Origin of the sequence: Pseudomonas asplenii (assembly GCF_001293465.1) — a bacterium.
GTDB lineage: Bacteria > Pseudomonadota > Gammaproteobacteria > Pseudomonadales > Pseudomonadaceae > Aquipseudomonas > Aquipseudomonas fuscovaginae_B.
This window is the reverse complement of record NZ_JSYZ01000019.1, coordinates 135,084-159,854: the sequence shown is the minus strand read 5'-3', so window position 1 is coordinate 159,854 and position 24,771 is coordinate 135,084. Positions and strand designations below refer to the sequence as shown.

The following is a 24,771-nucleotide window of genomic DNA, read 5'->3' as shown; positions in this document are numbered from 1 at the left end:
CAATTTCGTACACAGCCTAGGTGAAGCAGCGACCGGGAAGGTGAATCCATCAGGCATGGAGTGCTTTTCAGCGCCGCAAGGCTACAGAATATCCAATGGATTCAAAAGATTATTCTGACCTTCGGACAGACAGGGGCAACTCGTTGGATAATCAGCCGATTGAACAGGACGTGGAACAATAACCAATGACCGCTGATGACTATCTGGTAATGAGCCGCACGGAGTGGGCCGGACTGCGCGCCAACACCCCGCTGACGCTGTCGGAAGACGACCTGGCGGCCCTGCGCGGAGTCAACGAGGACATTTCCCTCGAAGACGTTGCCAACGTCTACCTGCCGCTGTCGCGCCTGATCAGCCTGCACGTCGGCGCGGCCCGCAACCTGGCCGGCATCAAGGACACCTTTCTCGGCCGCGCCAGCCCGCGCGGCCCCTACATCCTGGCGATCGCCGGCAGCGTCGCGGTGGGCAAGAGCACCTTCGCCCGCGTGCTGCAGGCCTTGATGGCGCGCTGGCCGGACCACCCGAACGTGGCCCTGGTCACCACCGACGGCTTCCTCTACCCCAACAGCAAGCTGGTCGCCAACGGCATCATGCACCGCAAGGGCTTCCCGGAAAGCTACGACCGCCGGCAGATGGTCAAATTCCTTGCCAACATCAAGGCCGGCGAAGACGAGGTGCGGGCGCCGATCTATTCCCACGTCAGCTACGATATCGTTCCGGACCAGTACCAGGTGGTGAATCGACCGGACATCCTGATCTTCGAGGGGCTGAACGTGCTGCAGACCCATGGCAACGACGGCGCGCGGCCGAGCACCATCGTCTCCGACTTCTTCGACTTCTCGATCTACCTGGATGCCGACGAGCAGGATATCGAGCAGTGGTACGTCGACCGCTTCCTGCTGCTGCAGAAGACCGCGTTCCGCGCACGTGGCGCCTACTTCCGCAAACTGGCCGACCTGCCGCCCGAGGAGGCCCCGGAGGCCGCCCGACAGATCTGGCACGACATCAACCGGGTCAACCTGCTGGAAAACATCCTGCCGACCCGCGAGCGCGCCGACCTGGTGGTGCGCAAGTCCCGCGATCATTCGGTCAGCGAGATCTGGTTGCGCTGAGCGGGCCTGACACGGGCACCCCACGTGCTCGAAACGGGGGAGCCCTGCTCCCCCGGTTTTGCAATACCCCTCAGATCACACTGAAAGAGACCGGAATACCCAGGTGCCGGACAGTGACCGGACCGAAAAGCAGGCAGCTCGCCAGCGCGGCGCTGGCAGGCGGCAACCCCGAGATGGCCATGGTCTTGCCTGCAGCATGCCCGCTATTGATCAGAAAATTGGCCGCAAAAGGCCCCGTCAACGGAAAGCTCGATGGACTGGAAGGGTCATAGGTCGCCGTGCCCGTCGTGTTGTCATCCCAGGTGATCGTCATGCTGGTTCCCGGACTCAGCGAGAAGCTGGTGCAAGAGCCAGAGCTCAGGTTCGCGTTCAACACCAATCTGGCCGGTTGAACGGTGGTACCCGCCAGGGTACAGGTCGGCGCAGAGACGATACTGACTTGCGCCTCTACGGTCTGCGCCGCGGCAACCGGAGTCAGGCCCGGGTCGATGGCACCATCCAGTGTGCCCGTGCATGACAAGATCACGGTAGCCGAAGCCGGTAATGCAAACAGAAGGCCCAGCAGCAGAAAGACCGGGCCCACCACTTTCTTAATGATTGAGTTAGACATGATATCGCTCCTGCGAATCTGACCATCGACCGAATGGTCGAAGGAATGGAAACCAAAACTCCTCCATCCACGCCAAGCTATCCCTGCACCTGAAAGGCCGCCTACTGTCATTTCTGACAGTTCGGACCAATGGTCATGGGGCCTTGGCGGCATGCCTGAGCCCCCGGCAAACCGACCAACGGTCAGCGGAACTGTCATTTCTGACAGTAGGCGCCCGAGACCATCGGATTCATGCTGTACCCGAGGCATGGAGCCTGGAGAGCGCAGCATGAACGCCCTGATGTCCCCGAATCCGGACAGACTGGCCATCGACTGGCTGGTCAGCGAAGGTCGCCTGAAACGCATCGATATCGAGCGGACCCAGCAGTTGCAGGACGGCAACGCACGGCACGACTCGACCGAACTGCTCGCACGCCTGGGCCTGGTGTCCGAGCAGGACCTGGCCCAGGCCTGGTCGACCCTGCTGGAGACGCCCGTGCTGACCCTGGCGGACGCCCCCGCGCAGTTGGAGACGCCACCGGAGCTGGCACCGCGCTTTCTCAAGGAGCATTGCCTGGTCCCGCTGTCCTGCCCGGGCAGCGAGCTGCATGTATTGATCGCCAACCCGAACCAGCCCGATGCCCTGCATGCCCTGGCCTATGCCTGCCAATGCCCGGTGCGCCTGTCCATCGGCCAACGCGGCGATATCGAGCAACTGATCGAGCGCTACTACGGACGAGGCCGCAGCGCGATGGGCACGCTGATCGAGAACCTGGAGGAGGATACCGGCAACCAGAAAACCGATATCGAACACCTCAAGGATCTCGCTTCCGAAGCCCCGGTGATCCGCCTGGTCAACCTGCTGCTGCAACGGGCCGTCGAACAACGGGCCTCGGACATCCATATCGAGCCGTTCGAGAACCAGCTCAATATCCGTTACCGCGTCGATGGCGTGCTCCAACTGGCCGAGGCGCCCCCCGTCGGCTCATCGGCCGCGGTGATCTCGCGTATCAAGATCATGGCTCGGCTGGATATCGCCGAACGCCGCCTGCCGCAGGACGGCCGCATCATGCTGCGCATGCAGGGCAAGGAGCTGGACCTGCGGGTCTCCACCGTGCCCACCAGTTTCGGCGAGTCGGTGGTGATGCGCCTGCTCGATCGCCAGACCGTGACGTTCGATTTCCCGAGCCTGGGCTTCGATGGCGCGCGCCTGGACGCTCTGCTGGGCGTGCTCGAACGGCCCCACGGCATCCTGCTGGTCACCGGCCCTACCGGCTCGGGCAAGACCACCACCCTGTACACCGCCCTGTCGCGGCTCAATACCGCCGAACGCAAGATCATTACCGTCGAGGACCCGGTCGAATACCAGTTGGAGGGGATCAATCAGATCCAGGTCAAGCCGGGTATCGGCCTGGATTTCGCCAAAGTACTGCGTTCCATCGTGCGCCAGGACCCGGACGTGATCATGATCGGCGAAATGCGCGACCTGGAAACCTGCCGGATCGCCATACAGTCCTCGCTGACCGGCCACCTGGTGCTGTCCACCCTGCACACCAACAGCGCCGCCGCCAGCATCACCCGCCTGCTCGACATGGGCGTCGAAAGCTACCTGATCGCCTCGACAGTCAACGGCATTCTCGCCCAGCGCCTGGTGCGCAGGCTGGACCCCGAGTGGCGGGAAAGCTTCGAGGCGCCAGCGGAACTGGTGGCCGAGCATCAGTTGCAGCGCTTTACCGACGAACGTCCGATCCGCCTCTACCGCCCCCGCGCGGATGCCCCCGGCAGTGGTTATCGCGGGCGCAGCGCCCTCAGTGAACTGCTGGTGATGAACGACAGCCTGCGCTCGCTGCTCATGCGCCACGCCGATGCCGCGACCCTGGAACAGGCGGCCCGCGCCGGCGGGCTGCGAACCCTGTACGAGGACGGCTTGCGCCAGGCCCTGGCGGGTATCACCAGCCTGGAAGAAGTCCTGCGCGTCACCCAGGGCGAATAGCCATGGAACACTATCGCTATCGCGCCCTCGACCCGAACGGCAACCCCCTCGACGGGGCACTCGATGCAGCGGACGACGACGAAGCCGCCAGCCAGTTGCAGGAACGTGGCCTGCTGATCCTGCAACTCGAACCGGCGCTGGCCGGCAGTGCCGTCAGCGGGTCGTGGTTCCATCCTGCCCCCCTGGCCGGCCAGGACCTGGAGCGGTTCACCCTGCAACTGGCCACGCTGCTCGATGCCGGCCAGCCGCTGGAGCGAGCGCTCACGACCCTGGTTCGTCAGCCGGGCAAACCCCAGGCGCGGCGCCTGCTCGAACGCCTCCATGAGGGGGTCAAGGGCGGCCAGCCGTTGTCGGCGGTCATGGCCGCCGAGGGCCCGTCCTTCTCGCCGTTGTACCTCAGCCTGGTGCGCGCCGGAGAAGCCGGCGGTGCCCTGGGCGATACGCTGGGACACCTGGCCGCCTACCTGGAACGGACCCGGAAAGTCCGTGGCGAGGTGATCAACGCACTGATCTATCCGGCCTTCCTGCTGGTTGGCGTGCTGGGTTCGCTGGTCCTGCTGCTGGCCTATGTGGTGCCGCAGTTCGTGCCGATCTTCAGCGGCCTGGGCGTACCCGTCCCGCTGATCACCGAAGTGATCCTCGCCCTCGGCCAGTTTCTGGGCCACTACTTCCTGCCTCTGTTCGGGGCCATGCTCCTGCTGCTCGCCTGGCTGGTCCAGCACCTGCGAACGACCCGGGGTCGCCTGCAATACCACCGCCTGATGCTCCGCGCACGGGTCATCGGCCCCCTGCTGTTACGCCTGGAAACCGCGCGGCTGGCCCATACGCTGGGCACGCTGCTGGGCCAGGGAGTCGCCCTGGTCGGCGCGTTCGAGATCGCCCGCCAGGTCTGCCGCAACCAGGTACTGCGCGATGCGGTCGAGCAGACCATCGTCAAGGTCAAGGACGGCAGCCCGTTGTCGACCGCCCTGCACGCCACCGCGACCTTCCCGGAACTGGCGATCCAGATGATTCAGGTCGGTGAGGAGTCGGGGCAACTGGAACGGATGCTGCTCAAGGTCGCGAGCATTTTCGACGCCGAGGCCAAACGCCATATCGATCGCCTGCTCGCCGCCCTGGTCCCCGGCATGACGCTGCTGATGGCGGCGCTGGTGGGCGTGATCATGCTGGCGATCATGCTGCCGCTGATGAGCCTGACCAATAACCTCTGAAGGGAATCCACCATGCGTCGCAAGCATTCGCCGTACCGTCACCCCGGTTTCACCCTGCTGGAAATGCTCGCCGTGATCGTGCTGCTCGGGGTGATCGCCACCATCGTCGTGCGCCAGGTCGGGGCCAATATCGACAAGGGCAAGTACGGCGCGGGCAAGGCCCAACTGGCCAGCCTGTCGATGAAGATCGAAGGCTACGCCCTGGACGTCGGCGCGCCGCCCAGGGAACTGCTCGACTTGACGAATGCGCCGGCCAATGTCCGCCACTGGAACGGGCCCTATGCCAAACCCAGCGACCTGCTGGACCCCTACGGTCATGGCTTCGGCTATCGCGTCCCCGGTGCCCATGGTGCCTTCGACCTGGTCTTCCTCGGCAAGGACGGACAACCCGGCGGCGATGGCTACAACGCCGACCTGGGCAACTGGGAATAGCCATGACCGGCCTCGGTGTCGCACGGGGGTTCACCCTGCTGGAAATGCTGGTGGTGCTGCTGATCATCGCGACCGGTGTCAGCCTGCTGGCCCATGGCGTTGCCGGCGGCCTGGACAACGCCCGCGAACGCCAGGCCAGACGCGAACTGGGCCTGGCCCTGCGCAGTGCCCGCAACCACGCCGTGCTGAGCGGGCAACCGGCCACCTTGCACGTGGATCTGCTGCGCAACAGTTATCGAGTCGACAACCAGGCCGAACAGCGCTTGCCCGAGGGCATGCACCTGCGCCTGACCACCGCCGCCGACCTGTCATCGTCCCGGGAGGGGGCGATCGAGTTCTACCCGGACGGCGGCTCCAGTGGCGGCAACATTTACCTGCAACGCGGTGCGAACAGTTGGCGGGTGGATGTCGCCTGGCTGACCGGCAAGGTCAGCTGGCAGGACGGGGCGCGGCCATGAACGGCGCGACCCAGAACGGTTTCACCCTGCTGGAGATGCTCGCCGCCGTGCTCCTGCTGAGCATCGGTTTTGCCGTTTACCTCAACGCCATGGGTACGACGAGCCAGGCCTTGCTGCACGACGAGCAGAGCACCCGCATGGCCCTGTTGGCCAGGAGTCTGTTCGACGAGCAGCGTCGCGACCCGCTCAAGCCGGGGCAGTGGCACGGCAGCCTGGCGCAGGTGCAATGGCAACTCACCGCTACTGTCCAACCCGGCGCTGCGCCGGTCGACCTCTATCGGCTGGAACTGGTGCTGGAACAGGATGGCCGCCAGGAGCGCTTCGTCACGTTGCGTGCCCAGGGCCAGGTCGCGGGAGCCCGACCATGACAGCACGCCAGCACGGCTTCACCTTGCTGGAAGTGCTGATCGCCCTCGGCCTGCTCGGGCTGCTGATGCTGCTGATCGCCTCGACGCTGACCGCCAGCAGCCGTACCCAGGAGCTGGGCGAACGTTATTCCAGCCGCCTGGACGAGATCCGCTCGGCCCAGGACTTTCTCAGAAGCTCAGCGCAACAGGCCTACCCCACCGCGTTTCGCCGGGATGACACGAACAACGGCACAGTGTTCGAGGGTGAGCACGAACAACTGAGCCTGGTCGCCCCGCTGCCGACGCGGCTGGCAGGCGGCCTGCCCCTGCAGGTGTTCTCGCTGATCCAAGACCGTAACGGATCGAAGAACCTGCAAGTGGCCTTCTTCCAGTTCGACGACCGTGGCCTGCATCCCTGGGCAGAACCGCAGGTCCTGCTGCACGATCTGGAGCACTGGCAGTTGAACTACCGCGGCCTGGACAATGCCTTGCACCCCACCGACTGGCTGCCGCGCTGGCCGTGGCCGGAGCGCCTGCCGCTGGCGCTGCGTATCGAACTGCAACCCGATGGCCCGATCAGTTGGCCGCCATTGGAGATCGCCCTGCGCCTCAGCGATGCCCAGGCCTCGCCATGAAGACCCCGAGCCTGCACGACACCCGCGGGGCCGCACTGGTCCTGGCGCTCTGGGCCCTGGCGCTGCTGAGCCTGATGATGGCCGTGGTGGTGGGTTCGGTGCGCCTGGAAAACCGCCAGAGCGCCTACGCCCTGCAGCGCACCCGTGCCCTGCTCGCGGCCGAGTCGGGGCTGGCCCGGGTGGTGCAGGATCTCTCAGGCAAAACGCCCACCATGATCGCCGATGGCCGCCGCTATCACCTGACGATCGAAGACGCCCAACTGAGCCTCGAACTGCACAGCGAACGCGGCAAGATCGATCTGAACCAGGTCAGCGCCGAAGACTTCGAGCAAGTCGTGCGGTACCTGGGGGCCAGCCCCGGGCAGGCTCGCCGGTTGAGTCGGGAGCTGGCGGAACGGCGCAGCGCCAGCAACCCGCCAAGGAGCGTCGAGGCGCTTCAGTTGTTCGCGGCGATGGATCGTCCGCTCTACGCCCGCCTGGCCCCGAACCTGACGCTCTGGACCGGCCAGGCGCGGCCCGATCCGGACCTTGCCACCGCGCCGCTGCGAGCCGCGCTCAAGCTACCGCCCCCCGTACTCGAAAGCCCTGCCGGCCCCCTCTACAGCGCCCGGATAAAGGCCACGTTGCCCTCAGCGGTTTCGGCAACCCTGAGCGTGACCTTCCTGCTCAATCCCCAGGCAGGCGGCCTGCAGCTCTATCGCGTGTTGCGGTGGCAGGAATGAAGACACCCGAAAACCGCTGGCTCGGCCCACTGCGGCAGGCCACACGTCAGTTCTCGCAGCGCTGGCACGCTTCGCCTCTGCCACGGTTCCTGCGCTGGTGGCGACGGGAACTGCTGGGGTGCCTGCCCCGGCGCTGGCGCGAGCGCCTGGCCGCGGCGAACCGGGAACAGTTGCTGCGCTGGCCCGAACAGGGTTTGCCTGGCCCCCGCACGGCCGATGAGTCGCTGGCGGGCCAGCGCCAGGTCCTGCTGATGCCCAACACGCAGGTCCTGCTCGCCCACGTGCAACTGCCCCATGCCGCCGCCCTGCAGGTGCATGCGGCCCTGGCCTTCGAAATGGACAAGTACACGCCGTTCAAGGCTGCCCAGGTCTATTTCGATGCCGTCTGCGATAACCCGCCGGAGCGGACTCGAGCGGTGTTCGACCTGACCCTGGTGGCCGCCCTGCGCGAGCGGATCGACACGATCCTCGATGAAGCCGCACGACACGGCTGGCGCATCGATGCCATCGACGCTCTGGATCGCGACGGTTCGCGCCTGAACGTCAACCTGCTGGCACTGCACCGCCGTCCGCAGGCGCGCCACCCGGTCCGCCGGCTGCAATTGGGGCTCGCCCTGCTCGGCGCCGGGCTGGTGCTGCTCGCCATGTTGCTGTGGGTGCATGGCCGCCAATCGGCACTGGATACCATGGGCGCCGAGGTCGACGCGCTGCGCAACGATACCCGACAGCTTGAAGTATTGCGCCAACAGCTCGATGAACTGCTCGACACCGGGCGCTACGTGCAGACCCAAAAAGCCCAGTCGCTGCCCAGGACGGCCCTGCTGCAGGAACTGACCGACTGCATACCCGCCGACACCTGGCTGGAACAGTTGACCATCGATGCCCAGGATCGCCTGACCCTCAGCGCGCAAAGCAGCCGGGCCAGCGAGCTGATCGGCAGGATGAAGCACTGCGCGCACCTGCAGGACCTGCAATTCCAGGGCGTGATCCAGGCCGATGCGAACACCGGCCAGGACCGCCTCAATCTCACCGCCCGACTGCGTTCCCGGGAGGCACGACATGCCGCTACGCCTGACACACCGTGACCAGCGGGCGGCGGCCCTGTTACTGGCCGTACTGTGCCTGAGCGCCGTCTATTTCATCGGTATCCACTGGTGGTTCACCGCCCCCCTGCAATCGATCGAGGCGAACATGGCGGCATTGCGCATCCAGCACCAGCGCTACCAGGCGCTTGAAGCCCATCGCCCACGGCTGCAGGCGCAACTGGCCCAGGCCCGGAGCACGCCGGCGGGCAACGACAGCCTGCTGCCGGATGCCGACGCCGGTACCGCCACCGCGCAGCTCATGCAGTGGGTGGTGGCCAAGGTCCAGGCGCTGCCGCCGGACAACGGTGGTTGCACGATGAACAACCGTATCCCGATGGCCGTCGCAGACACCGCGCCCTATCGCCAGGTCAAGGTCAGCGTCAGCCTGGACTGTGCCATTGCCCCGCTGGTGACGCTGCTCCACGGCCTGGAGAACCAGCAGGTGGCGCTGTTCGTCGAAACCCTCGACATACGCAGGAACCCGCTTGCGGCGACCGGGACCGCCCAGCGCCTGGCGGTACAACTGCAAATCAGCGCCTACCTGGGCAACCCGCCGGATAAAACCCTCCCCACCCGGAAAGGGGCGCCGTCCACATGAAAATCCCCGACCGACTCACGCTCTGCCTGGGCGCTTTCGTGGTGTCGATGGCGACCCTGTGCCTGGCCTTGTTCGAGGGGCTTGGCACGGGTATCGAGTGGGGCCCAGAGCCGGAGGCCCCGCCGCCGGTGGCACCTGCGGCCACCGTGAAGCCCGAAGCGGCACCTGCGCTGTCGTCCTATGCCGGGATATGGCAGCGACCGCTGTTCAATCGCGACCGCCAGGCCGATCCGTCGGACCCGGCAGCCACTGGCGACCACGATACGCAAGCGCTCGCCGGCCTGTCGCTGAACGGCATCGCCGTTTCCACGAGCCTGCGCAAGGCGCTGTTCAAGACCTCCGACGGCAAGAGCCTGAGCGCCGCGCAGGGGGATGTCCTGCCCAACGGCTGGCGGGTCGAACGGATAACCGCTGAAAAAGTCTCGCTGAGCTTCAGGTCCAGCGAGCAGGAACTGAGCATCCCCGTTTTGAAATTGCCGGCCACCGCCGCGCATTAGGCGCTCTACAAGGATGAATCGATGTGATCGAACGAATCGCCCGGCCCTGCCTGATCGGCGTCATCCTGCTCACGGGCTGCACCTCGCCCGTGACCGATGAAGTTCAAGATGACCTGTTGCTGCGCCAGGGACTGGCGGGCACGGGCACGGATCGACCGCGCCAGGAACCCGCGACGGTACCTGCCGCGGTCCCCCTGGCGCCCTACCCGGCGCCGCCGGTTTCAGGCCCGTCGATCATCCGCAGCAGCCCGGGTGCGGCCAGCCATGACCACGCGACCGCAAGGCCGCGCCCGTCCCCGGCAGACGATGCCGGAACGATGCTCAACTTCGCCAACGTACCGATCCAGGCGGTGGTCAACGTCATCCTCGGCGATGTGCTCAAGCAGAACTATGGTATCGGCCAGGGGGTGACGGGGGACGTGACCTTCTCGACCTCGAAACCGGTGGACAAGGCCCAGGCCTTTTCCATTCTCGAAACGCTGCTGTCCTGGACCAACAACGCGATCGTCCGCCAGGGCGAGCGTTATCTGGTTCTGCCGGCCAACCAGGCGGTCGCGGGCCAGCTCACGCCCAGCCAATCCATTGCCCCCCCGGGCAATGGCCTGAGCGCGCGTTTTTTCGTGCTGAACTACATCGCAGCGCTCGATATGCAGAAGCTGCTCAAGCCGTTTGCCCGCGAGAGTGCCTTCCTGGTCGTCGATACCTCGCGCAATGCGCTGGTGATGGCCGGCACCCCGGAGGAGCTGAACAACTACCAGCAGACCATCGACACCTTCGACGTCAACTGGCTCAAGGGCATGTCCATCGGCGTCTTCAATCTCAAGCGGGCCAATGTCACGCAACTGATGCCTGAACTCGATCGCCTGTTCGGCGCCCAGAGCGGTACACCGCTGGCGGGCATGCTGCGCCTGCTGCCCATCGAACGCACCAATGCGATTGTCGCCATCTCGTCACAACCGGAATACCTCAACGATGTGCGCCGCTGGATCGACACCATCGACCAGGGCGGCGGCGATGAGCCGCAGATGTATGTCTACGACGTGCGCAACATGAAGGCGACCGACCTGGCCCGTTACCTGCGCCAGATCTATAGCGACGAGCCGGTCACCGAGGATGCCGCGGCGCAGGTCGCGCCGGGATTGCGCACCGTGACGCTGACCAGTAACGGTTTCGGCAGCGGGCCTGGCGCAGCGGCCGGCAACGGCCTCGGGTTGCCCGGCAACACCGGTGGCAGCCAGAGCCTGCCGCCGCCGGTGAGAAACGACGCCGACACCCCTGTCTCGCCGGACCGGGCAGCAGACGACTTGCAACTGGGGCCACCCACTGCCGCGAATACCTCAAGGGCGAGGCCCGACGCCAGCAATCCGACGAACTCGGTACGCATTTCCGCGCAAAAAAGCAGCAACCAGCTGCTGGTGCGCAGCCGGCCGAGCCAATGGGCCGAGATCCAGTCGGCCATTCAACGGCTCGACAACACACCGCTGCAGGTACAGATCGAAACGCGGATTCTGGAAGTCAGCCTGACCGGCTCGCTGAACCTCGGGGTGCAATGGTACCTGGGGCGCCTGGCCGGCAACGCCACCACCAAGGGCATCGAAAACGCCTCCGGCAGCCAAGGTGCGCTGGGCCAGGGCGGCGCGGCCCTGGGCAGCACCGACGCGCTGCTCTACTCGTTCGTCAGCAACAACCTGCAAGTGGCCCTGCACGCCCTGGAGACCGAGGGCAACACCCGCGTACTGTCGGCCCCGTCGCTGGTGGTGATGAACAACCAGCAGGCGCAGATTCAGGTTGGCGACAACATCCCGATCAACCAGACCACCATCAACACCAATACCACCACCATCAGCACCAGCTCGGTGCAATACATCCAGACCGGCGTGATCCTCGACGTGGTGCCCCGGATCAACCCCGGCGGCCTGGTGTACCTGGATATCCAGCAACAGGTCAGCAACGCCAGCAGCACCGTCGATGCCAACGGCAACCCGACCATCTCCACCCGGGCGGTGTCGACCCAGGTGGCGGTACAAAGCGGGCAGACCATCCTGCTCGGCGGCCTGATCAAGCAGAACGAAAATGGCAGCGACAACAGCGTGCCTTACCTGGGTCGGGTTCCCGGCCTGCGCTGGTTGTTCGGCAATACCCGTCGCCAGCGTGGTCGCTCGGAACTGATCGTGCTGATCACGCCACGGGTGATCACAAGCAACAGCGAGGCCAGGCAGATCACCGACGAGTATCGCCAGCAGATGCAGTTGATGAAGCCCATTCAGGCCAAGGTCAGGTAGGTTCGCCAGCGCCCATGAATGGTCGGATCAGTTGGGACGGCTCGACACGCGGGCTGGGAATGGAGGGCCGGACTTGCCACGCTACAGTTCTGTGGCGACGGTCTTGGCTTTCTTCGGCGTGACACCGTACCGTTGCTTGTAGAGCTTGATGAAGTGGGAGGTATTTTCATATCCCTACTTTGCGATCAGCTTGTCGTCGAAAAACAGCAGCACCGCCTCGAAGATATCGCTGCCAGTCACGTAGTCCGACACCGTATAAACGCCTTTGGAGAGGAAGATCAGATGATTCTCGTCGACGACATTGGCCACTCTGTCATAGTCGCGAATAATCTGCTTGCCCTGCTTGATGTAGACGATCAACGGCGTGGCGATATAGATCGCCTTGTTTTCCAGATTCGTTTCAAGTGTTTTATGGAGGATGGACGAGCCATCGTCAGCAAGAACAGGCTTTACGTTGCGCATCGAGTAAAGCGCTGCCGGTAAGACTTCGAGTGTCATTGCCATGGCTACTCACCAGGGACAGCATCGCGTAGCGCGGCATAACGTTCCATCGACCGCTCGAGACCAATTGGTCGACGTGGATGCCATGCATTTCACGCGAATCCCAAACCTCCACCAGCGTGAACGCGAGCGGAGATGAGATTTTTAGAGCCAAAATCGAGTGTCTGTTTGCGAGGCGCCAAACCCAAGCACCGGACAATTCCCTTTTCCTCGCCTGAACACTCCTGGAAAGCCCTCTCGCCTTGTGCCTGCCGGGTCCGCTCACTAGTCTTCGCCTGTCGCTGCAAGGCCTGCGATCCAGGTCTGGAAACCTGAAATATCCCTGTGGCCGGACAAGCACAAAATTGATCTGAAGACTAAATATTCGTATATTTCAATCTAAAGACCAAGCAATCGGAGTGCCAGACATGAGCCAAGCCCCCCCTGCACGGACACCGTCCACAAAGGATGCCGGCGCAGTTGCGCTGCGCACCGCAGTCACCATCATGGAACGCTGGAAAGCAACCCCCAAGGAGATCGAGAACACCCTTCGCATATCGCGCAGCACCTACTCGCGCGTCAAGGAACAAGGTCGCACCGTGAGCCTGGATGATGACCAGCTCGCCCGTATCAGCCTCATCCTGAACGTTCATGGTGCGCTTAGAACGGTCTTCGACAACCCGGAAAACGTGTATGGCTTTCCACGGATGGCCAACGACAACGATTTTTTCGAAGGCAGAACCCCGCTGGAAATCATGGCCACCGGCTCGTTCATCAACCTGTACGAAACTTTCCGTCGAATTGACGCCTTGCGAGGCGCCCAATGGTAAACGCCGCTGATCTGAACGTGCTGCGCAGTGAGGGCGCCATCAAGTCGTATCGGCTGGTGAACTCCAAGTTTCCTCCTATCGCTCTGTTCGATGACGTGGCCAACGCTGACGAGTTCGATATTCTTTACCAAGTTCAGGCCTTGACCAATCCCCGCCTGCAAAACGAAGTGGGCACCATCAACCTGATTCCGCTCAGCGAAATCCCTTTTGGCATCACCGGCTGCTCCTACGCCACCGCGCCATTTACCCACGTGAACCCTGATGGATCCCGCTTCGGCGATGGATCGTTCGGCATGCTGTACCTGGCTGACACCATGGATACTGCCATCGCCGAGGTTCGCCATCACCAAGAGGCGTACTGGAGTAAAGTGCAAGGACTGAACTACGAGCGCTTCGTCTTTCGTGGTCTGACTTGCCAATTCGATGAGGTGGGTGTACTGGACGCTACTGTGCTACCCATGACGCACCCGATTTACGCACCAGACGATTACAGCGCTTCCAGAGCGCTCGGCCGTGATGTGAAGAAGGCCAAGGCCTCAGGCCTGCGCTATCGCTCCGTTCGTTCGCCGGGCAATACCTGCTGGGCGCTGACCACCCCTCGACACGTTGCCTCGATCATCCAATCGAGCCATTACGAAATGATTTGGAACAAGCAAATCACCAGCGTCAATAAGCTCGTATCCAGCGCGTGATGTCGGATCTATTTCTTGGCGCTCAATCTGTGTCCGAATGATCAGTAAGAAATAAATTCGCCATCTTTTTGCTTGTTTCTGCCGCAAGGGCTGGGGGGACACCCCATAGGTACCATTAAGACAGATCCTCCCTATATCTAGGATCTTCTCGCATAAGCCTTAAAACCTCAGACCAGTTCCACAGTATTCCGGGAATATAACTCGCCGGAACAACTCTACCTCGCTCACTTTCTCGAAAACCGTTCATTGCGGCCTCACAATGACGATAAAACAAGTTAAAACATTCAACCGTGGCATTATCCAACACAATAAAACTTTGCGCCTGCTCATCCAAAGCCTCGTATATTTTCCTCATGCAGCCTTCTTGCCCTGGGGAAAAATGCGATCTTGTACCCTCAATAATACAATCAATAACCCCACCTGAAGCGCCCCAACCGACCCCTTCGCTTATTGCTATATACATACCCATAATATCACCGCAGAATCAATAATTTTCCCTGCTGTTCTACAGACAGAGTCTTTATCCAACCATTAACCATACTCTGATTCTCAGAACTAAGAACCCTATAATCCAGCGGAACCATATCTGCTTTATTAATATGATCTATAAGCTGCTCCCGATTCTTTGCCGAATTATTCGAAAAAAACTTATTAATCTGATCAGCCCTACTCGAATCAGTCCACAAAAAATCGACAGTCTTACCTGAATAAGGACCATCAACGAATACAAAGTCCGGATTCTTTCCATCTTTCAATGGTTCCACACGTTTCAATGTACTACCGAATGTATTTTCCAACTGAACCGCCACTTGCCCTTCATGCAGCTCCAGCTTTGCCTTAGCAGGATCATAGCCCAGTTCTTTAGCCCTTTCTTGTTGATTTGAATAAATCGGATTAACCGCATTCAAACCGGTCTCCGTATCTTTATACACAGGTGTCAATGACTTACCGGGGCCAGGTAAGACATTTCTATCTACTAGCTCAGTTGCTTCCTCGTCTGCTTTAGAACTGGTCGGATTCAAATTCTTCGAGGTAGATCCTTTTGCACCAGCCGCTCTCAACAGAGCCACTATTTTGCCAGCACCAATCGCTGTCGTACCAGCAGCCACAGACCCGATGACAAACAAGTTCTCCCTGAGAATCTGAGTTTGCTCATCGTTCAGATCCCATTTGGCCTGCATTGCCCCGACCAAAGCATCTGAAGTATGCCCTGATGTCGCCAGCGCCAGAATCTGCTGGAACTCGATGTTCTCTCCAATCAGCCTGTTCAGAGCCTTTTCAGCGTACTCGGAACCATTGTCCAGCGCGTCATAGACCTTATTGAGGTCTACCCTGGCATTGGCGGCAATAGTCGAGTATTCCTTGCAGGCAGCCGAGTTGGCGATGCAGTCGGCAACAGCAGCAATCTCCTGGTCCTTACTGATTTCCTTGTACTGACGCTCAATGGCATCACAGTCAGCCTCAGACGAACATTGACTGAGTTGCCGAGCCGCTCTTTCAAGCTGGGAATGACTGAGGTAGTTATTCTGGACGGTATTGGCACCTACCGCCGCGGCAACATTCGCATCCGTTCCCGTCACCGCCGCAGAAAGCACGCCGATGAGCTGCGATGCTGCCACCAGATTTGCAACACCTCGCTGGTATTCTGGAGTGTTTTCCGCAACCCCCTTGGGCAAGAGTTTGTCGGCCAGGAACTCGACCATCGCCTCGTTCGCTCCCGCCGCCAGTGCTCCGGCCCGGAAGTCACCGCCCATCGCCTGAGCCAACAGCCCACCGACACCGGCGTGCAAGGCGATCTTGGACAAGCTGCCATCGGCCAGGACCAGATCACCCACCCGGTTCGCACCCACGGCCCCACCAATGCTTACAGCAGAACTCAACGCGGTATTGACCAGGTTCTCAGCCAGATCACCACCATAGACGGCAGTCTTGATTAGCGAATCCGCAGCTACCTTCTTTGCAACTGCAGCAAAACTGGGTACGTCAAATCCTAACTTCGTCGGGTTGTAACTCAGATCGAATTGCGCCCCTATGCCAGCTGTAATGCCAGCGAATGCATAACCTTTCAGGCTGTCCGAAGATGTAAGGTCCTTGAGGGTTGCCCCCAGATTGCCCTTGTTGTTGATGACACTGACAGCGGCATTGCTGGCCATCGAGGTCATTACCGCCGACGCGACAATATTCCCTAGCCCAGCAGATGTCGTCGCCGTGGCCGCCGCCATCGTGCTGCCGGCACCAAAGCCAACAGCATTGCCTGCCGAAGCAGCCAGAGTACTTGCAGCGCCGGCGGTCAACACCGAAACAATGATGATGATTGCCAGCATCGCCCCTTGCCCGAGGCTGGAGTTGCTGTATTTGAAGGAGTCGTGCATCTCCTTCACTTGCCGCCAGTCCACATCACCACGCTTCTCGGCATCCTTTAGCCAAGCCAGCTGAGGGTCAGCCTGGACCATTGCATCAATCACTTGGCTGACAGTTTTCTGGTCGATCTGCTTGATATCGATGTGCAGCCCTTCAACTGCCTTTATCGTCAATTGACCTTTTGCAACCATCTGGCTCTGACGGAGGGTTTCATCCGTGTGGCCTTTACCCTTCATGGAGGTCCAGGTGAAACTGCTACTGCTCTTCTCGTGACTCTCCTGATCGAGGTCCTTCACGCCTTCGAAGGTGATCGCACCACCACTATCGATGGTCAGGTCATTGCCGCTATCAAGCTTCGCGACCTGGTAGCGTTGATCGCCGCCACTCTTGAGCAGCAAGTCTCCACCGGTCTGAATTGACGTGCCGATATTAGTGACCTTCGTCACTTCATCGCGCCTGGTCTGCTTGCTGCCGAAGCTGCCTTTCTTTTTCTTGTCGTACAGCGAGTAGTCACTGTCCTGCGCCGCCAGCACATTCAGCTCACCAGCAGCAATGAGCTTGGCCTCATCACCGGCGGTGATCCGGCTGGATACCAGGGTCATGTCCTTGCCGGCATTCAGGTTCACGTCGCCACCCGCCGTCAGGCTGCTCATCACCTGCTTGACGTGGTCTTCCTGGATCTTGAGTTTCTTCGATTTGTAGTCGGCATGGCTTTCATTGGCCGCGGAGCTGACCGTCAGGTTCTCGACGGCGTCCATGCTGATGTCGCGCTTGGCATCGATGCGGCTACCGACCACGGCCAGGTCGCGACCGGCCTGAACCTTGAGGTCACGGCCAACCTCCACATCGGAACCGTACTGGCTGATGCTGTTGCTCTTGATCCGCCCCAGCTTCGTGCTGTCATGTTGCTCGGCGGAGACGATGTTCACATCACGCCCGGCCTTGATGTTGGTATCGCCACCACTCTTGAGCACGCCGCCGACGTTGTTGACGTCCTGTGCGGCATTAAGTGTCAGGTCATTCGCCGCCTCGATACGTGCGGCACTGTCCACCACATCATTGCGGTACAGGTAACCGTCGATGGTGTTGGTATAGGTACTGACCGTGCGCTCGTTGGTGATATCGCCCGAGACGGAGGTGAGGCTGACGTCACGGCCGGCGATAATGCCGCCGGCCTTGTTGACGACGTTATTGATCGCCAGTGCATTCAGGCGATCGCCGGCCTCAGCCAGACCAGCGTTCACCAGGTTGTTCCCGGCCGACATGGACAGGTTGTTGCTGGCGCGCAGGGTGCCGCTGTTCTCCAGGTTCGTCCCGGCGATCAGGTTGACGTCCGAGCCCTGGATCAGCGCGCCGTTCGGGGCCAGGCGATTGTTGGCCTGGGCCAGGTAGAGCACCGGGACCAGGACCTCCTCGCCGTTGACCACCTGTTTTTCCATCCAGACGATGTCGTGGGTCAGGGCCGCAACCTGGGCGGAGGTCAGACTTACGCCGACACTGAGGTTCAGTTGCTGCTTGCTGCTGATGGCGTTGTCCATCAGGTACTTGAACAGGCCCTCGTCGGAAGTCTGGCCGTCGATGAAGCGCTGGCCGGTACGGGCGACCACCGCCTGCTGGATCAGCCGCTGCTCATAGAAACCGTCGCCCAGGCGCTTGGTGCTTTCCTCGTCGCTGTAACCCACCTTCGACAGCAGGTAATCCGAGTTCACGAACTGCTTGAGGTCGGCGAACGCCGGGTTGGTTTCGATCAGGTATTTCTGTGGCCGGGATTGGCTGGCGGTGCTGGGCAGGCCCTGGACACGAACCAGGGCGCCCGGGCCAGTGCTGCCGGTCTGGGTGTTGTCTGAAAGCGCGACGCTGGTCAGTTGCGACGTGGGCTGTGCTTGTTGCCGTTGGACGGCGCTGAGGCTGGTACCGCCCAGGCTCCAGTTTTGCGGGCCCTTGTCAGCGGGAGTGGTGCTCGATGTATCGCTGAGACGGAACAGGCCGTTCTGTCCTGTCGGCAGGCTGAAACCAGGAAGGGTCAGCGGGTTGACCTGTTGCTGAGCCAGATCCGGGGGGAGCTGTCGATTGATATTGACCAGAGTCGCGGTGCTGTTGCCGACCTGAGTCGAACCGACACGGGAGGCGACACCGTCGATGACCACACCCTCGCGTACGACGCTGTTGGTGAGGCTTTTGGTTCCTGTTATGTTTACGGCCCCGCCAGCCTGGACTACGGCGTTGGCGTAGGTGGATGGGCTGGTATAGGTAATGGTATTTTCAAAGAAGGTACCGTTTTGCACAGAGGCAGGAGCATCGGCAAAGGGACCGTTTGGGTTGTAATGAGATGAGGAGATAGATCTGGAGTCTGGATGACCATCGACATGCACGATGCCAAAGGAAGTGTAAGGATCAACCTCTCGCCCCCCAGACTTATAAATGACTCTGAATGAGGACTCAGTATTATTGGCATTCCAAGCATGTAGAACAGGGATACCAGAGGAATAGCTGGTGTTTGAGTCATTAGCAGCATTGTAATTCAACACCGAAATCCAGAACCCCATGTTGCGAAGATCAACATTAGGTAAAAAGGAACGTCTTACGCTGTAGTCACCAATAGAAGCGCCCTGATTGGTGAAGTTCTGCATATTGAGAGTGAGGTTATTAGCAGCACTAAGCGTCGATGCTGAATTAAGAAAGTCTTGACCGTTGGCCTGAAAACTCTTCCCAGCTATCATATTTGCTGCGGCCGAGTCCTGAACTATCTGCGACTTATAGTTCTGCACCCAAACCAGATGACCATCTTCTTGATATCCAGCAACAGGAACAAACCCTGAGCAGCTGTAGCAGCGTATTCCTATGTAGGCTGAAACCATGCCACCCGTTACTTCAAAAACATCCTTCCGGTTCTCGATATGAGTAGCCGACAGGCTCAGATCCCCACCACTTTCAATCGTCGACGAAATATTGTTGATCGATGAACTCAGGCCATTGCTGTCGTCCCTGGCAATAGCGAGATTGCCGAAGCTGTAGACATCGGCATAGCGGTTGGTAAAGGTGTCAGTGCGCAGCGCCATATCGCCGCCGCTGAAGACCAGCCCCTTGTCGTTCAAGAGACTCGATGCGCTCAGGCGCAGATTGCCAGTGCTTCCCAAAGTGCCGTAGTTGTTGATCGCTCCGGCGCTCACGGTCATACCGGCAGCGGAGGTGATACGGCCATAGTTGTTCAGTTGGCCGGCAATGTTGAGAGTGGTCTGCGCACCACCTGCGATACTTGCGCTGCTACCCAGGTTCACCTGAGCAGCGGTCAAGCCCAGAGCCCCCAGGCTGCTGTAACGCCCGCTGCCACCATAGCTACCGGTCAGGTTCAGACTGGCATTGCCATCGCTGGCAAGCAGCCCCTCATTGCTCCAGTTGCCGCCTGTTCCCACCAGACTGTTGGACGCCAGCAACTGGGCGCCCGCCAGTTGATTGAGGGTGCCGATATTCAGTGTCAGCTTCCCGGCCTGGATGACACTGCTGTTGGTCCACTCGTCCGCCGTGAGCGTCAGGTCACCTCGGGTCACAAGCCTGCCGCCAGCCGCCAGTACGTTGGCTGTGGAAATACCCAGCGTACCGTTGCCCAGATGCAACAGGCTGCCACCCTGGTTCTGGAAGCCGGAAGCGTTCAGAAGCAGGTCGTTGCTGGCGGTTTCCAGGCGGCCATTACGGTTGTCGAACATCCCTCCCAATTGGAACTCGGTCTTGCCCCCCGTTCCCAGCGCACGCAGTTGACCGCCTTGGTTGTCGACGCTGGCAGCCGTGACCAAAAGGTCACTGTCACTTTCGATAACACCCTTGCGGTTGCTCAAGGTGCCGTTGAGCTTGAGGTCGATCTGGCTGGCGGCAACCTGCCCCCCGTTGTCGCCACCACTGTCGAAGTCGTTGCCGCTGACCTTGAGTAGGCCCTTGGCATGGATAATGCCGTCACGATTATTGATGTTGCCGGCCACGCCGGCATCGATGACGACCTCGCCGGCCTGGGCCGCGAAACGGCCGCCGTAGTTGTCGATTCCGCCCAGGGCATTAAGCTTCAGGCGCTGGGCCTGTACCAGGCCACCTTGGCGGTTGAGGTCATGGCCATTCCTCAGCACCCCGACAACATTGCTCTCGAAGCTACCCTTGATACTGGAGAGCACACCTCCCCGATTATCCAGATTGCCAGCCTTGATCAGCAGGTTGCCCGTCTGAGCAATCACCTTGCCGCCCTGACTGTCGATATCGCCGCTCACATCGAGGTTGACCGTACCTTGCCCTTGCAGAGAGCCCTTGGCGTTATCGAGGCTGGCGGCGGTCAGTTGCAGATCGCCACTGGCACTGGCGATCAAACCGGCATTACCGTTCTGCACGCTACCAGTCGAGGTGACGGTGAGCTTGTCGGTGGCCGCGAGCGTGCCGCGGTTGCTGTTATCCAGGCTGCCGGTCAGGAGGCTCAATAGTCCCTGGCTGGAAAGCGCACCGCCCTGGTTGTTGATCTGGGTACTGCGCTGGATCAGCAGCGGACCGCCAGCGGACAACTTGCCGTTGCTGTTGGTCAGCGCACCCAGCAGGTCAAGCGTCACCGCCGCGCTGCCGCTGAACGTGCCGTTGCTGTTGTCCAGCGTGGTGCCGGTGTACGTCAGCGCCTGCTGGGCGTTGATCGTGCCGCCGCTGTTCAGCGCCATCGCCTGTAAGGTGAGGGCCGCACCGCTGTCGATGGAGCCGCCCGTGGCGTTGTTCAACACGCCACTGACCGTCAGGGTCTGCCCCTGACCACTGGAAATGATGCCCTTGTCGCTGTTGTCCAGACTCGCCGCATTGACGGTCAGCACCTTCTGGCTGACCAGCGCGCCCGCGTTGCCGTTGAGCAATGCCCCGCCTAGAGTCACGGCTACGTTGCCGTTACGACTGGAGAGCGTACCGCTGTTACGGTTGTCGAGGCTGCCGCCATTGGCCGTCAGCCCTTCCCAGCCGGACAGCAGGCCACCGTTCTGGTTGACCAGGCTGTCCGCCCTCAGGCTCAGCAGGTCGTTGCTGATCAGCTTGCCGGCGTTGCTGTTGTCCAGGGTCCGGGCTTGCAGGCTGAGGCTCTGAGCACTGCTCAGCTCACCGCCCTGATTGTTCAGGTCGCGCAGGTGATCGATGGTCAGGTTACCGGCCGTGGTGATCCGGCCGCCGGCGTTGTTCAGATCGCCCTTGGTGGCACCGAAGTCGATGGCGATCGCACTACCCAGCAGGCTGCCGCCCTGATTATCGAGGCCGCTGCTGTTGAGCGTCAGACCGGTGCTGGCATTGATCAGCCCTTGATTGCGGTTGGTGACCTGACCATTGACGAGCAGATCCAGCCCCGCACGGCTGGTCAGCGTACCGCCGCTGTTATCGAGACTGCCGGCGCGCACATCCAGCGAGGCGGCCGCGATCATGCCCTTGATGCTGCTCAGGGCCTGCTCGATGCGCAAGGTGAGTGCCTGGTTGCTCAGCAGCTTGCCGCTGTCGTTGTTCAGGCTGTCGGCCGCCAGGGTGAAGGCCTGGGCGCTGGAGATTTCACCGCCCTGGTTGTTCCCCCCCTTGAGGTTGTTGAGCACCAGCACGGGGGCGTTGATCAAGCCACCCTGGTTATTCAGTTGCCCCTGGTTGAGGTCCAGGTTGATCGAGGCCTCGCCCTTGAGCTCGCCACCTTGCTGATCCAGGCCGCTGACGCTGGCGGTCAGGGCTTTGGCGGCGCCGATACGGCCGCCGTCCTGGTTGGTCAGTTGCCCGGCGGTCAGGTCCAGGGTATCGCCACTGCTGAGAAAGCCGCCGTGGCTGTTGTCGAGATCACCGGTATGGATCGACAACGGCCCCAGGCCACTGATGGTGCCCTGCTGGCGGTTGTCGAGGCTCGTACTGTGCAGCTCTATGCCGCTGTCGGTGACCAGGCGACCACCCTGGTTGACCAGCGCTCCCGTGCTGCTCAGTTGCAACAGCCCGGCGCTGGAGAAACTGCCGCCCCTGTTATCCAGACTGCCGGCATGGGCCGTCAGGGTCCCTTCGCTGCTGATCAGGCCCGCCATCTGGTTGGTCAGGGCACCATCGAGGGTGATGACCAGGCCCGATTGTGCGGTCAGCTTGCCACCGCTGTTGTCCAGCGTGCTACCGGTCAGCGTGGTGCTGCCCTGACTGACCAATTGCCCCAGACTCCGGTTGATCACCTGGGCGACCTTGAGCTCCAGCGCAGTATCGGAGAGCACCTTGCCGCCTTCGCTGTTGTCCAGCTTCTGGCCGTTCAGGTTGACCGCCTGCACGCTGGAAATCTCACCGGCCCGGTTGTCGATGCTGTCGACCTTGAGAACCAGCAGTTTTTTGGCAGAGATCAGGCCGGCATTGCTGTTATCCAGGCTGCCGCCATTGAGGGTCAGGTTGCCCTCGGTCAGCAAGGCACCATCCTGCTGGTTGAAGGTGGTGACGGTGGCTGTCAGATCATCCTTGCTGGAGATACGACCCTTGGCGTTATCGACCGTGCTGGCGGTGAGGCCCAACGAGCCATTGGTGATCAGCGAGCCCCCCGAGTTATCCAGGTGAGCCACGTTCAGGTCCAGCTTCTGCTGGGCGGTGATACGCCCTTTTCCAGTGTTGTCCAGCGCCTGCCCCTTGAGGGCCAGGGTGTGGTTCGAGCCAATGCGACCGCCCTGGTTGTTGAGTGCACCGCTGGCGGTGATGTCCAGCAGATCTTCAGCCATCACCAGACCGGTGAGGTTATCCAGGGTGCCGAGGATCAGCGTGCTGCTGGCCTTGCTCGAGACTTCACCGGCATTGTTGTTCAGGTGGCCGAGGGTCGCGGTCAGTTGCCCGACGCTGTTGATCAGGCCGCCCTGCCCGTTCAGCACCGTGTCGGCGGTCAGGTTCAGGCGGTCGGCACTGAGAACCCGGCCCCGGTTCTGGTTGTCGAGGGTGCCGGCAGTGACCATGGCCTGGCGCTGGCCACTCAGGGTACCGCCCTGGTTGCCCAGGGCCTGGGTAGCGGTGACCTTCAGGTCGCGGCTGGCGATGACACTCTTGCCGCTGTTGCTGAAGTTCTGCGCGGTGACTTCAACGTCGCCTTCGGTATTGCGGCTGTTATCGGCATTGACCCCAGCTTCGATGATGCCGTTGTTGGTCAGTTGGCCGCCGCTGTTCACGGTGATGCGGTCCTTGGCCACCAGGTTGTTCTGGCTGGTCAGGTCGCCGGCGGTCTTCACGTCCAGGGTGGTGCCGGCATAAACCGGTCCCTTCGCTTCCAGACTCTGCGCCTTGACGTTGACCGCACCGGTCGCCGCGGTATCGACCATGCTCAGGTGGCCGTTGGCATCGAGCTGGATATCACCCCCGCTGGCGACCATCTTGCCGTCGAGCTTCACCCCGACACCGGCTTCGGTGCCCACCAGCTTGATCGCCCCGGCGTACATGCCGCCCAGGGCCGAGGAGTCGATCGCCAATTGCGGTGCGCTGGCCGGATCGGCTGCGCGCGCGGTCGCCTGGAGGGTCCTGGCATCGACGTCGTTGGCACCGGCGACGATGGTCAGGTTCTTCGCCTGGATCTCGGCATTGAGCTTGGCCGAGCGGGTGATGATCTCGAAGCGGTCTATATTGTTGGCGTTCAGGCCCGCGCCTTCGATAGACACACTGCCCTGGTCGACTTGATAGCGGCTGACCTCGCCGTTCTCAACCACTGGTTTGCCGGTGGTCAGCGTCGCCTGCGGCGTGTTGATGAAGCCACAGCCGTTACAGGTGATGCCATAGGGGTTGGCGACGATCACATGGGCCGACTGCCCCGCTACTTCGGTATAGCCACGCAACTGGCTGGGACTGCCGCCGTTGACCTCGTTGAGGATGGTGGAAGCAGCGCGACCGTTGAGATTGCTGTTGCCGATGATGTAGCCACCCAATTGGGTGCTTTGCAGGTTTTGTGTTGAGTTGTTGAGGATGACCCCGCTGGGCCCGACGTTGTAGTCGTGGAACTGGTTGTGCGAGAGGCCGCTGGCATTGGGTGCAGCGATATTGACGACTGGAACACCGTTCGCAGCCTGACCCAGAGAGGCCCCTGGCGCGCTGACGACAATACCGTCTGCCTGCGCCCACAGCGGCTGCCAGAACATGGCATTCGCCAGGATGAAAGCCAGCCCACGCTTGGGCATGCCCAGGAAGTACTCACGCTTTTTCAGGGCCGCAGAAGGCTGCCCCGCCAGGAAGGCGAACTGACGAACGTCCATGTGGTGTCTCGATGCACGGAGGCGCTTAGGAGTTCACAGCGCAGGACTCACCTTGAAGGTGAGCGAATACCTGCGTGATCCCTCGAAACAGAGAGTGATATCAATATAGTGGCGCGATAGTAGAGAGACGTATCTATGGCGTCAACAATTCTTCAGTAATGTTTCGATACAGTTACGTTTGAAAACGATGAAGAATGATCAAGCTCAACGCGGCGCGCA

At 61.4% G+C, this 24,771-nt stretch carries 17 protein-coding genes; 14 read left to right on the top strand and 3 right to left on the bottom strand.

Annotated elements, in window-relative coordinates:
- Positions 1–185: 185 nt before the first annotated feature.
- The gene (gene coaA, locus PF66_RS24050; RefSeq protein ID WP_054064019.1) at positions 186–1,112 is read left to right on the top strand and encodes a type I pantothenate kinase; all 927 of its coding nucleotides are present in this window, start codon (positions 186–188) and stop codon (positions 1,110–1,112) included.
- A gap of 70 nt (positions 1,113–1,182) precedes the next feature.
- On the opposite strand, the gene PF66_RS24045 is transcribed toward coaA, so the two are convergent.
- Entirely contained in the window at positions 1,183–1,722 is a 540-nt protein-coding gene (locus tag PF66_RS24045) for a hypothetical protein (protein ID WP_054060222.1), read from the bottom strand.
- A 268-nt stretch (positions 1,723–1,990) separates the two neighbouring features.
- Between PF66_RS24045 and gspE the strand changes: the two genes are divergently transcribed.
- The 11 genes from gspE to gspD are packed head-to-tail and all read left to right on the top strand — an operon-like array spanning position 1,991 to position 11,961.
- Positions 1,991–3,694 (top strand): type II secretion system ATPase GspE, encoded by a 1,704-nt coding sequence (gene gspE, locus PF66_RS24040; RefSeq protein ID WP_054064018.1) that lies wholly within the window; start codon positions 1,991–1,993, stop codon positions 3,692–3,694.
- A 2-nt stretch (positions 3,695–3,696) separates the two neighbouring features.
- On the top strand, positions 3,697–4,905 hold the full coding sequence (locus PF66_RS24035; RefSeq protein ID WP_054064017.1) for a type II secretion system F family protein: 1,209 nt from the start codon (positions 3,697–3,699) through the stop codon (positions 4,903–4,905).
- 12 nt (positions 4,906–4,917) lie between these two features.
- Positions 4,918–5,337 carry a type II secretion system major pseudopilin GspG gene (gene gspG, locus PF66_RS24030; RefSeq protein ID WP_054064016.1) on the top strand — a complete coding sequence of 140 codons (420 nt, stop codon included), beginning with the start codon at positions 4,918–4,920 and terminating at the stop codon, positions 5,335–5,337.
- Positions 5,338–5,339: 2 nt separating this feature from the next.
- A complete protein-coding gene (locus PF66_RS24025) occupies positions 5,340–5,795 on the top strand; it encodes a GspH/FimT family pseudopilin (protein WP_054060218.1) in 456 nt (151 codons plus the stop codon).
- The gene (locus PF66_RS24020) at positions 5,792–6,163 is read left to right on the top strand and encodes a type IV pilus modification PilV family protein (protein ID WP_054064015.1); all 372 of its coding nucleotides are present in this window, start codon (positions 5,792–5,794) and stop codon (positions 6,161–6,163) included. Before PF66_RS24025 ends, PF66_RS24020 begins: the two co-directional genes overlap by 4 nt.
- Complete coding sequence (locus tag PF66_RS24015) at positions 6,160–6,777, top strand: prepilin-type N-terminal cleavage/methylation domain-containing protein (RefSeq protein ID WP_054064014.1); 618 nt, start codon at positions 6,160–6,162, stop codon at positions 6,775–6,777. Before PF66_RS24020 ends, PF66_RS24015 begins: the two co-directional genes overlap by 4 nt.
- On the top strand, positions 6,774–7,499 hold the full coding sequence (locus tag PF66_RS24010) for a general secretion pathway protein GspK (protein WP_054064013.1): 726 nt from the start codon (positions 6,774–6,776) through the stop codon (positions 7,497–7,499). The genes PF66_RS24015 and PF66_RS24010 overlap by 4 nt, the downstream gene beginning before the upstream one ends.
- The gene (locus PF66_RS24005) at positions 7,496–8,584 is read left to right on the top strand and encodes a PilN domain-containing protein (RefSeq protein ID WP_054064012.1); all 1,089 of its coding nucleotides are present in this window, start codon (positions 7,496–7,498) and stop codon (positions 8,582–8,584) included. The genes PF66_RS24010 and PF66_RS24005 overlap by 4 nt, the downstream gene beginning before the upstream one ends.
- On the top strand, positions 8,559–9,182 hold the full coding sequence (gene gspM, locus PF66_RS24000) for a type II secretion system protein GspM (RefSeq protein ID WP_054064011.1): 624 nt from the start codon (positions 8,559–8,561) through the stop codon (positions 9,180–9,182). Before PF66_RS24005 ends, gspM begins: the two co-directional genes overlap by 26 nt.
- Positions 9,179–9,679 carry a general secretion pathway protein GspN gene (locus tag PF66_RS23995; RefSeq protein ID WP_054064010.1) on the top strand — a complete coding sequence of 167 codons (501 nt, stop codon included), beginning with the start codon at positions 9,179–9,181 and terminating at the stop codon, positions 9,677–9,679. Before gspM ends, PF66_RS23995 begins: the two co-directional genes overlap by 4 nt.
- Positions 9,680–9,702: 23 nt before the next feature.
- On the top strand, positions 9,703–11,961 hold the full coding sequence (gspD, locus tag PF66_RS23990) for a type II secretion system secretin GspD (RefSeq protein WP_054064009.1): 2,259 nt from the start codon (positions 9,703–9,705) through the stop codon (positions 11,959–11,961).
- A 174-nt stretch (positions 11,962–12,135) separates the two neighbouring features.
- Here the strand turns inward: gspD and PF66_RS23985 are convergent, their stop codons facing one another.
- On the bottom strand, positions 12,136–12,465 hold the full coding sequence (locus PF66_RS23985) for a hypothetical protein (protein ID WP_054064008.1): 330 nt from the start codon (positions 12,463–12,465) through the stop codon (positions 12,136–12,138).
- A 404-nt stretch (positions 12,466–12,869) separates the two neighbouring features.
- On the opposite strand from PF66_RS23985, the gene PF66_RS23980 reads away from it, so the two are divergent.
- Both PF66_RS23980 and PF66_RS23975 read left to right on the top strand, forming a co-directional pair.
- Positions 12,870–13,271, top strand: a complete 402-nt coding sequence (locus PF66_RS23980; RefSeq protein ID WP_054064007.1) for an antitoxin Xre-like helix-turn-helix domain-containing protein — start codon at positions 12,870–12,872, stop codon at positions 13,269–13,271.
- Positions 13,265–13,963, top strand: coding sequence for an RES family NAD+ phosphorylase (locus PF66_RS23975; RefSeq protein ID WP_054064006.1), 699 nt, complete (start codon positions 13,265–13,267; stop codon positions 13,961–13,963). The genes PF66_RS23980 and PF66_RS23975 overlap by 7 nt, the downstream gene beginning before the upstream one ends.
- A gap of 473 nt (positions 13,964–14,436) precedes the next feature.
- On the opposite strand, the gene PF66_RS23970 is transcribed toward PF66_RS23975, so the two are convergent.
- Positions 14,437–24,552, bottom strand: a complete 10,116-nt coding sequence (locus PF66_RS23970; protein WP_054064005.1) for a filamentous hemagglutinin N-terminal domain-containing protein — start codon at positions 24,550–24,552, stop codon at positions 14,437–14,439.
- Between the last annotated feature and the right edge of the window lie 219 nt (positions 24,553–24,771).

Bases quoted from the DNA above. Each gene is read 5' to 3' on its own strand.
- coaA (WP_054064019.1), top strand. From the start codon at position 186: ATGACCGCTGATGACTATCTGGTAATGAGCCGCACGGAGTGGGCCGGA.
- PF66_RS24045 (WP_054060222.1), bottom strand. From the start codon at position 1,722: ATGTCTAACTCAATCATTAAGAAAGTGGTGGGCCCGGTCTTTCTGCTG.
- gspE (WP_054064018.1), top strand. From the start codon at position 1,991: ATGAACGCCCTGATGTCCCCGAATCCGGACAGACTGGCCATCGACTGG.
- PF66_RS24035 (WP_054064017.1), top strand. From the start codon at position 3,697: ATGGAACACTATCGCTATCGCGCCCTCGACCCGAACGGCAACCCCCTC.
- gspG (WP_054064016.1), top strand. From the start codon at position 4,918: ATGCGTCGCAAGCATTCGCCGTACCGTCACCCCGGTTTCACCCTGCTG.
- PF66_RS24025 (WP_054060218.1), top strand. From the start codon at position 5,340: ATGACCGGCCTCGGTGTCGCACGGGGGTTCACCCTGCTGGAAATGCTG.
- PF66_RS24020 (WP_054064015.1), top strand. From the start codon at position 5,792: ATGAACGGCGCGACCCAGAACGGTTTCACCCTGCTGGAGATGCTCGCC.
- PF66_RS24015 (WP_054064014.1), top strand. From the start codon at position 6,160: ATGACAGCACGCCAGCACGGCTTCACCTTGCTGGAAGTGCTGATCGCC.
- PF66_RS24010 (WP_054064013.1), top strand. From the start codon at position 6,774: ATGAAGACCCCGAGCCTGCACGACACCCGCGGGGCCGCACTGGTCCTG.
- PF66_RS24005 (WP_054064012.1), top strand. From the start codon at position 7,496: ATGAAGACACCCGAAAACCGCTGGCTCGGCCCACTGCGGCAGGCCACA.
- gspM (WP_054064011.1), top strand. From the start codon at position 8,559: ATGCCGCTACGCCTGACACACCGTGACCAGCGGGCGGCGGCCCTGTTA.
- PF66_RS23995 (WP_054064010.1), top strand. From the start codon at position 9,179: ATGAAAATCCCCGACCGACTCACGCTCTGCCTGGGCGCTTTCGTGGTG.
- PF66_RS23985 (WP_054064008.1), bottom strand. From the start codon at position 12,465: ATGGCAATGACACTCGAAGTCTTACCGGCAGCGCTTTACTCGATGCGC.
- PF66_RS23980 (WP_054064007.1), top strand. From the start codon at position 12,870: ATGAGCCAAGCCCCCCCTGCACGGACACCGTCCACAAAGGATGCCGGC.
- PF66_RS23975 (WP_054064006.1), top strand. From the start codon at position 13,265: ATGGTAAACGCCGCTGATCTGAACGTGCTGCGCAGTGAGGGCGCCATC.
- PF66_RS23970 (WP_054064005.1), bottom strand. From the start codon at position 24,552: ATGGACGTTCGTCAGTTCGCCTTCCTGGCGGGGCAGCCTTCTGCGGCC.